9 protein-coding genes and 2 tRNA genes are annotated in these 7436 nt (G+C 69.2%); 8 read left to right on the plus strand and 3 right to left on the minus strand.

What is annotated here, in order from left to right:
* Both ACILRF_RS13070 and sseA read left to right on the plus strand, forming a co-directional pair.
* The coding region (locus tag ACILRF_RS13070) for a pyridoxal-phosphate dependent enzyme (RefSeq protein WP_395673572.1) at nt 1-357 on the plus strand (357 nt) is incomplete at its 5' end.
* Nucleotides 358-363: 6 nt separating this feature from the next.
* Complete coding sequence (gene sseA / locus ACILRF_RS13075) at nt 364-1203, plus strand: 3-mercaptopyruvate sulfurtransferase (RefSeq protein ID WP_395673574.1); 840 nt, start codon at nt 364-366, stop codon at nt 1201-1203.
* Here sseA and ACILRF_RS13080 read toward each other — a convergent pair.
* Together ACILRF_RS13080 and ACILRF_RS13085 are read right to left on the minus strand one after the other, a co-directional pair.
* Nucleotides 1140-2129, minus strand: a complete 990-nt coding sequence (locus ACILRF_RS13080; RefSeq protein WP_395673576.1) for an alpha/beta fold hydrolase — start codon at nt 2127-2129, stop codon at nt 1140-1142. The two genes, sseA and ACILRF_RS13080, sit on opposite strands and share 64 nt — an antisense overlap.
* A 6-nt stretch (nt 2130-2135) precedes the next feature.
* Entirely contained in the window at nt 2136-3230 is a 1095-nt protein-coding gene (locus ACILRF_RS13085; RefSeq protein WP_395673578.1) for an amino acid ABC transporter substrate-binding protein, read from the minus strand.
* A gap of 85 nt (nt 3231-3315) precedes the next feature.
* Between ACILRF_RS13085 and metC the strand changes: the two genes are divergently transcribed.
* The 6 genes from metC (at nt 3316) to ACILRF_RS13115 (ending at nt 6978) form a co-directional block, all read left to right on the plus strand.
* Nucleotides 3316-4476: a cystathionine beta-lyase gene (gene metC, locus ACILRF_RS13090; RefSeq protein ID WP_395673580.1), complete on the plus strand. Its 1161-nt coding sequence runs from the start codon at nt 3316-3318 to the stop codon at nt 4474-4476.
* A gap of 62 nt (nt 4477-4538) precedes the next feature.
* Nucleotides 4539-5531: an SDR family oxidoreductase gene (locus ACILRF_RS13095; protein WP_395673582.1), complete on the plus strand. Its 993-nt coding sequence runs from the start codon at nt 4539-4541 to the stop codon at nt 5529-5531.
* Nucleotides 5532-5562: 31 nt separating this feature from the next.
* Nucleotides 5563-6423, plus strand: coding sequence for a kinase (locus ACILRF_RS13100; protein WP_395673584.1), 861 nt, complete (start codon nt 5563-5565; stop codon nt 6421-6423).
* Between the two features lie 50 nt (nt 6424-6473).
* Nucleotides 6474-6550: transfer RNA gene (locus tag ACILRF_RS13105), tRNA-Pro, on the plus strand.
* 32 nt (nt 6551-6582) lie between these two features.
* Nucleotides 6583-6891: an ETC complex I subunit gene (locus ACILRF_RS13110; protein WP_395673586.1), complete on the plus strand. Its 309-nt coding sequence runs from the start codon at nt 6583-6585 to the stop codon at nt 6889-6891.
* Nucleotides 6892-6901: 10 nt separating this feature from the next.
* Nucleotides 6902-6978 (plus strand) — tRNA-Arg (locus tag ACILRF_RS13115).
* Between the two features lie 72 nt (nt 6979-7050).
* On the opposite strand, the gene ACILRF_RS13120 is transcribed toward ACILRF_RS13115, so the two are convergent.
* Nucleotides 7051-7436, minus strand: a 386-nt coding sequence (locus ACILRF_RS13120; protein WP_395673588.1) for a YybH family protein, incomplete at its 5' end; no start/stop codon positions are given.

Raw genomic sequence — 7436 nt, forward strand, 5'->3', positions numbered from 1 at the left:
CTCTATTCGTACTACACCGATGGCGAACTGCGGGCCGAAGGGACCTCGATCAGCGAGGGTATCGGCCAGGGCCGCATCACCGCCAATCTCGAAGGCCTCAAGATCGACCGCGCCTACCGCATCTCCGACGAGGAGATGCTGCTGGCGATCTATGATCTCGCCCAGTACGAGGGCCTGGTGATGGGCGGCTCGACCGGGGTCAACGTCGCCGGCGCCATACGCATGGCCAAGGACCTGGGCCCCGGCCACACCATCGTGACCGTTCTGTGTGACCACGGCCAACGCTATCAATCGAAGATCTACAACCCGGCCTTCCTGAGCGAGAAAGGCCTGCCGATCCCCCACTGGCTGGAATAGGGGCAAATGGCCGACCCGTTGGTCTCCACCGCCTGGCTGGCAGAGCACCTGGGCGACGCCGATGTCCAGGTCATCGACGCCACCTGGTTCATGCCGGGCGAGGGCCGTGGCGAGGACAGCTACGCCGCGGGTCACATCCCCGGCGCGGTGTTCTTCGACATCGACGCGGTCTCCGATCCGGACACCGCCCTGCCCCACATGCTGGCGTCGCCTGAGGCCTTCGCGGAGGCGGCTGGCCGGCTCGGCCTGGGCCGCGAGGCGACGATCGTCGTCTATGACGCCCAGGGGATCTTTTCCGCCCCGCGCGCCTGGTGGAATCTCAGGGTGATGGGCTTCCCGAACGTGCGCATTCTGAATGGCGGCTTGAAGAAGTGGCGCGCCGAAGGCCGGCCGGTGGAGACCGTCACGCCCGCCGTCGCGCCGAGCCGCCTGCCGTCGGCCTACCATCCCGAGCTCGTCCGCGACCTCGCGGCGGTGAAATCGGCGCTGGCCGACGCCAGCGCCCAGCTGGTCGACGCCCGGGCCGCCGCTCGCTTCCGCGGCGAGGCGCCGGAGCCCCGCGCCGGTTTGAGGTCTGGCCACATGCCGGGCGCTCGCAACCTACCCTGGTCGGGGCTGGTGACGGCTGAAGGAACGCTCGAAGACGAGGGCGAATTGCGCGCTGCCTTCGAGGCGGCCGGCGTCGACCTTTCGCGGCCGATCATCACCACCTGCGGATCCGGCGTCAGCGCCGCGACCCTGGCGCTGGGCCTCGCCCGACTCGGTCGAGAGGATGTAGCGGTCTACGACGGCTCGTGGACGGAATGGGGCGGCCGGCCGGACACCGAAGTTGTGAAGGGCGACTGACCGGCCAAGTCGCGCACGTGCACGATTGCCGCTGCTACCCGCCCGGCGTGCGTCAGTCCGAGCATGGTTCGGTGATCGGCTGCGTCGATGTTGTCGAACAGCGCATGTGCGGGCGCAGCCGCGCGCCGGGCGTCGTGCCATGCGCTCCGCTCCGGTGATCTCGGTCCGGCGGTCAGCAATGCGACCGGCCATCGATCGCTTGGCGGCCCTGAAGCGGCGGCCTGCCTCGCTGCCGAGCGCCAGCTCTCCACCTCCGCCAGCGCGTTGCGGCTTTGGCGACCAGAGACGAAGCCATGCCGCTTTTCCGTCTTTCCTGCAGGCGGCAGACCAATGGGGTCCCCCACCAGGTAGAGCGGCTTGGTCAGCCCTAAAGTCCCCGCCACCGCCCCGATGCGCGCCATCGTCAGGAAACGGCCGAGAAACCGCTGCGCCTCGGGCATCTCCACCATCTCAGGCGTCGCGGCGTCCAGCAGCACCAGACCGGCGACCTGTTGTGGATTACGGGCTGCGAACAGCCTGAGGTAGAGGCCCGCCATGGAATGGCCGACGAAGACGAATGGTCCGGGCTCTCCCGACGCCCCGATCAGCTGCTCCAGATCGCCGACGATCGCCGCGCCGTCGCGGGGCCTTGGTCCTGGATCGGAATAGCCGAGCCCTGCGCGGTCGTAGGCGCAAGACCGCACGCCTTTGCCGGTGAGCGCCATCTGGATCGCCGCGAAGTCCGCCGCACCGCTGAACGCCCCCGCCTCGAGCCAGACGGTCGGCGCGGCGGAGCGCGGGCCCTCGCACACCAGCCGCAGACGCCGGCCGCCGATGTCGACCAGATCGCCGCGTGGGGCGTGACGCCGGCCAGCGACCTCGGCCGCCACCGCCGCCGCGCCCCAGGCGCCGGCGAGGATCAGGGTCAGGACGACGAGGACACGCATTTGCGCTTACCGCATCGGCGGGGCGTACATCAGACCCGGCCGCGAAGCGTTCCACAGCGCGTTCAGCCCGCGCTCCAACCGCAGCGCCGAGCGTGGCCCGAGATTGCGGTCGAAGACCTCGCCGTAGGATCCGACCTGACGGATCACCTGGAAGCCCCAGTCGGGCGCAAGGCCAAGCAGCGGGCCAAGATCGCCCTCGAGCCCCAGCAGGCGCTCGACGTCGGGCGAGGCCGGGGCGGACCGAGCCTCGTCCACCGTGCGAGATGTCAGGCCGAATTCTTCGCCGAGCACCATGGCGTGGACCGTCCAGCGCACGATGTCTGACCAGGCCGGATCTGCGCTGCGCACGACGGGGCCTAGAGGCTCCTTGGAGATCACCTCGGGCAGGATCATGTGGCCGTTCGGGTTGTTCAGCGCCGAACGCGTCGCCGCCAGGGCCGAAATGTCGGCGCTGAACACGTCGCAGGCCTCGGCTTCGTAAAGCTGGCGCGCCTCGATTTCCGATCGGGTGCTGACTGGCTGGTAGCGCACGCCTCGCCCGCCGAACCAGTCGATGAGGTTGCCGTCGCTGGCAGTGCCCGCCTGCACGCAGACGCGCGCGCCGGACAGCTCCTCGGCGCTCGTGACGCCGAGGGAGCGAGGCGCCAGGAAGCCTTGGCCGTCGTAGTAGGTGACGCTCGCGAAATCGAGGCCGAGCCCGGCGTCGCGCGCAAAGGTCCAGGAGGTGTTGCGGGCCAGGACATCGATCCGCCCGGCGCGCAGGGCGCCGAAGCGATCGGCGGCGTCGACCGGCGTGAACCGCACCTTGTTCGCATCGCCTAGAGTCGCCGCGGCCAGCGCCCGACAGATGTCGACGTCGAAGCCGCGCCAAACGCGTCGGGCATCCGGATACGCGAACCCGGGCAGTCCCGGGTGAACCCCGCAGGCCAGCCAGCCGCGCCGACGCACCGCGGCCAGGGTCGGACTCTTGGCCGGGACGTAGGCTGGGGCGGCCGCGACCGCTACGGGCCTAGGCGACGGCGCTGGCGCACGCTCGGGCGCCTCGCCCTCGCACGCCGCGAGCGCGAATGCGAGAATTGCGGCCGCCAGGCGCCGTTTCATCGCCGCTCCTTGATCGCGAAAGCTGTCCGGCCCACAACGCCGGAGAGCCACTTTCGCCACCCCCGCCAGAGGCCGCAACCCCCGCATGGACGACAAAACCCGCCTGATCCGCGCCGGCAGCGTCACCTCGAAGCTGGCCAAGACGGTCGGCCCTCCGATCCAGAAGGGCTCGACGGTGCTGATGCCGGACGCGGCTGCGCTCTACGGCGCGGGCGAGGTCACCTACGGCCGCCAGGGCCTGGCCTCCCATCAGGCGCTGCAGGACGCCCTGGCGCGGATGGAAGGGGCGGAAGGCGTGGCCCTGTACCCGTCCGGGGTTGCGGCGATCGCGGGGGCCCTGCTGGCGGTGCTTCAGGCTGGCGACGACATCTTGGTCAGCGACGGGACCTATGCGCCGACCCGCCGGTGCTGCGAGAAGGTGCTGGGGCGTCTAGGCATCACCACCCGCTACTATCCAGCCGACGCCGAGCCGCAGGCGGTCCTGGCGGCGGCTTCGGGCGCGACGCGTCTGATCCTCATGGAATCGCCGGCTTCGCTGACGTTCGAGATGCAGGACCAGGCCGCGATCGGCGCCCTCGCCAAGGCCCGCGGCATCCTGACGGCGACCGACAACACCTGGGGCGCAGGCTACCTCTATCGGCCGCTGGAACACGGCGTCGACATCTCCATCCAGTCGCTGACGAAATACGTCGGCGGGCACTCCGACGTGTTCATGGGCTCGGCGGCTGCGCGCGACCCCGCCGTTGTGGCGGCGCTGGGCGACGGAGTGCTTAACCTCGGCTGGGCGGTCTCGCCGGAGGACGCCTACCAGATGCTCCGCGGCCTTCGAACTCTGCCGACCCGCTTGGCCCGGCATGGCGAGAACGGGCTGGAGGTGGCGCGCTGGCTACAGGCGCGGCCGGAGGTGGCGCGGGTCTATCACCCGGCCTTGCCCGGCGCGCCGGGACACGACCTGTTCGCCCGCGACTACGCCGGCACATGCGGCCTCTTCACCATCGCCCTGACCCCGGACGCCGCAGGCTCGGCCGCCGATTTCCTCAATGCGCTCGAGTTTTTCGGATTGGGCTTTTCCTGGGGCGGCTTCGAGAGCCTGGCCATCGACTGCGACCCGCAGCTCAAGTTCCGGCAGTTCGCGCGGGACTACGGCGGCCCGCTGGTGCGGCTGCACATCGGCCTCGAAAGCCCCGCCGACCTGATCGCCGACCTCGAGCGGGCGCTCGCCGCCTACAAAACCGGACGGCGCTAGGAACCGCCCCCTCGCCCGCGAATTGCCCCGCCGAGCCTTCGAGACCCAAGGAGCACGCGGCGATGAGCAACCCCGACACCGAACGGCACGAACAGCAGGGCGAACGCACGGCGCAGGCCGAGCGAGACATTCAGGCCAAGCTGGACGCCAAGGAGCCGCGGTCCTTCCAGTCAGACGAAGACAAGCCGATGCAGGCCGGGGCGCGCGAATACCCGGCGCCGCCGATGCCGAGCCAGCATCTGTCCAAGCCGGGCCTCGAGGCCGACCTCGAACTGCAGCCGATGTGGGAGGCGCCCTATTGGAAGGGCTCCGGCAAGCTTGAGGGCAAGGTGGCGCTGATCACCGGCGCCGACAGCGGCATCGGCCGGGCCGTCGCCGTCCTGTTTGCGCGCGAAGGCGCAGACATCGCGATCGCCTATCTCAACGAACACGAGGACGCCGAGGTCACCCGCAAGGCGATTGAGGACGAGGGGCGTCGCGCCATCCTGATTCCCGGCGACGTCGCCGAGCCGAGCTATGCCGGCAGCGCCGTGGAGAAGACCGTCGCCGAGCTCGGCAAGCTTGACATCCTGGTCAACAACGCTGCGTTCCAGGAGCACGTCCACGACATCGCCGACCTCACGCTAGAGCATTTCGACCGCACCCTGCGGACCAACCTCTACGGCTATTTCCTGATGGCCAAGGCGGCGATCCCGCACATGAGGCCGGGCTCGGCGATCGTGAACTGCGGCTCGATCACCGGCATCGACGGCGCCAAGCAGCTGCTCGACTATTCGATGACCAAGGGCGGCGTGCACGCCTTCACCCGCGCCCTGTCCAGCAGCCTCGTGCCGAAGGGAATTCGCGTGAACGCCGTCGCGCCTGGGCCTGTCTGGACGCCGCTCAACCCGGCCGACAAGGTCGAGGGCGAGATCGAGGACTTCGGCAAGCAGACGGCGATGAAGCGGCCGGCCCAGCCCGAGGAGATCGCTCCGGCCTTCGTCTTCCTCGCCTCGACGCAGATGTCGAGCTACATCACCGGCGAGATCCTGCCGGTCATCGGCGGCTACGACTGAAGGACGGCGCTCCCGTCCGGGAGACGCTCAGGTGCGCGACGACGACTGGCTGGCCCATTTCATCGAAGCCGAAGGCCTGCCGCCTGAGTTCCGCACGACCGTGGAATGGGTCTGCCGGCCGCTCGCCGATCGGGCGGCGCGGCTGCGGCAGGTCCGTCGCCGGACGGCCACGCTCGGCCTCTGCGGCGCCCAGGGCTCGGGCAAGTCGACGATCGCCGCCGCCACGGTGCGGATGCTCGAGGCCCGTGGCCTGACCGCCGTCGCCCTCTCCTTGGACGATTTCTACCTGCCAAAAGGGGCGCGTGAGACCCTGGCGCGGGACATCCATCCCCTGCTCGCGGTCCGCGGGCCGCCGGGGACCCATGACGTCGCCATGGCCGGGGCGACCCTCGACCAACTCCGCGCCAAGGGGCGTGTCGCCCTTCCCGCCTTCGACAAGGCGGCCGACACCCGCACCCCGCGCGGGGGCTGGACGACCGTGGCGACGCCGGTCGACGTGGTGATCTTCGAAGGCTGGTGCGTCGGGGCGCGGGCGCAGGGTCAGGCGGCGCTGTCGACCCCGGTCAACGACCTCGAGCTTAACGAGGACCCCGACGGTCAGTGGCGCACCTATGTGAACACCCAGCTCGACGGCCGTTATCAGGCCCTGTTCGAAAAGCTGAACACCCTTGTGCTGCTGCGCGCGCCAAGTTTCGAGGTCGTGGCCGGCTGGCGCGAGGAGCAGGAGGCCAAACTGCGCGCCCGAACGGGCTCCGGCATGCCGCCCGAAGCCATCGCCCGCTTCGTCGCCCACTACGAACGCCTCACCCGCTGGATCCTGTCGGAGATGCCGGACCGCGCCGACTGGACCGTCGACCTCGACGAGAACCGTCAGCCGGTGGGCGAGCGGTAGCCAAGCCCCGGCGGAGCAGGTAGACAGCGCGCTCTGGACGTGGCCGGCATCGGGGCGTAGCGCAGCCTGGTAGCGCATCTGCTTTGGGAGCAGAGGGTCGTGTGTTCGAATCACACCGCCCCGACCACGCCGTCGACGAGAGATTTTTGTAGGACGCTCATGCTCGCCCGCATTTTCCGCCCCTCCAAGAACGCCATGCAATCCGGCAAGCAGAAGACCCTGGAATGGGTGCTGGAATTCGAGCCGAGGGACGCCAGACGGCCCGACCCGCTGATGGGCTGGACCCAGACCTCCGACACGGCGTCCAGCCAAGTCCGCCTGAGCTTTGAGACGCGCGAGGACGCCGTTCGCTACGCCGAAACCCACGGCATCGCCTTCCAGCTCATCGATCCCAAGCCGGCCAAGAAGATCATCAAAGCCTATGCCGACAATTTCGCCTTTGGCCGCCGCATTCCCTGGACCCACTGAGGGCCTCGGAGCGCCCGTAGCTCAACCGGATAGAGCATCCGCCTTCTAAGCGGACGGTTGCAGGTTCGAGTCCTGCCGGGCGCGCCAGCAGGGACAGCCCAAAGGAAAGCCCCCGCGGTCGCCCGCCGGGGCTTCTTTTTTTTGCGAGGGCTCGTTGGCTTAGTTGGCCGAGGCGGCCGCGGCGGCCGGTCGCTGGCGCGGTGCAGGCTTGTCGCGATAGTTGACGTGGACGATCTTCCACTGGCCGTCCTTCTTGAACAGGACATCGGTTTCCTGGTTCAGGCTCGGCTCCGTCTCCGGCTGGCCATTGCGACGGCCCCATACTTTCAGCACATAGCTGGCCACCGCCGCATCGGCGCTCGGGCCGACTTGAACGACAAGGTCGGAGATCTCGACCTTGCTGTTGCCGCCGCCGGCCGCGACGCCCTTGCGCCAGTCCGTCTCGTACTCCTGAAGGGTCACCCGACCCGACGACCAGAACTGGGTCAGGTCCTTGTCGAACGAGGCGAAATAGCGATCGACGTCGTTGGCGGCGTAGTAGCCGT

Origin of the sequence: Phenylobacterium sp., from assembly GCF_044236515.1 — a bacterium.
GTDB lineage: Bacteria > Pseudomonadota > Alphaproteobacteria > Caulobacterales > Caulobacteraceae > Phenylobacterium.

Bases quoted from the DNA above. Each gene is read 5' to 3' on its own strand.
- metC (WP_395673580.1), top strand. From the start codon at position 3,316: ATGGACGACAAAACCCGCCTGATCCGCGCCGGCAGCGTCACCTCGAAG.
- sseA (WP_395673574.1), top strand. From the start codon at position 364: ATGGCCGACCCGTTGGTCTCCACCGCCTGGCTGGCAGAGCACCTGGGC.
- ACILRF_RS13080 (WP_395673576.1), bottom strand. From the start codon at position 2,129: ATGCGTGTCCTCGTCGTCCTGACCCTGATCCTCGCCGGCGCCTGGGGC.
- ACILRF_RS13110 (WP_395673586.1), top strand. From the start codon at position 6,583: ATGCTCGCCCGCATTTTCCGCCCCTCCAAGAACGCCATGCAATCCGGC.
- ACILRF_RS13095 (WP_395673582.1), top strand. From the start codon at position 4,539: ATGAGCAACCCCGACACCGAACGGCACGAACAGCAGGGCGAACGCACG.
- ACILRF_RS13085 (WP_395673578.1), bottom strand. From the start codon at position 3,230: ATGAAACGGCGCCTGGCGGCCGCAATTCTCGCATTCGCGCTCGCGGCG.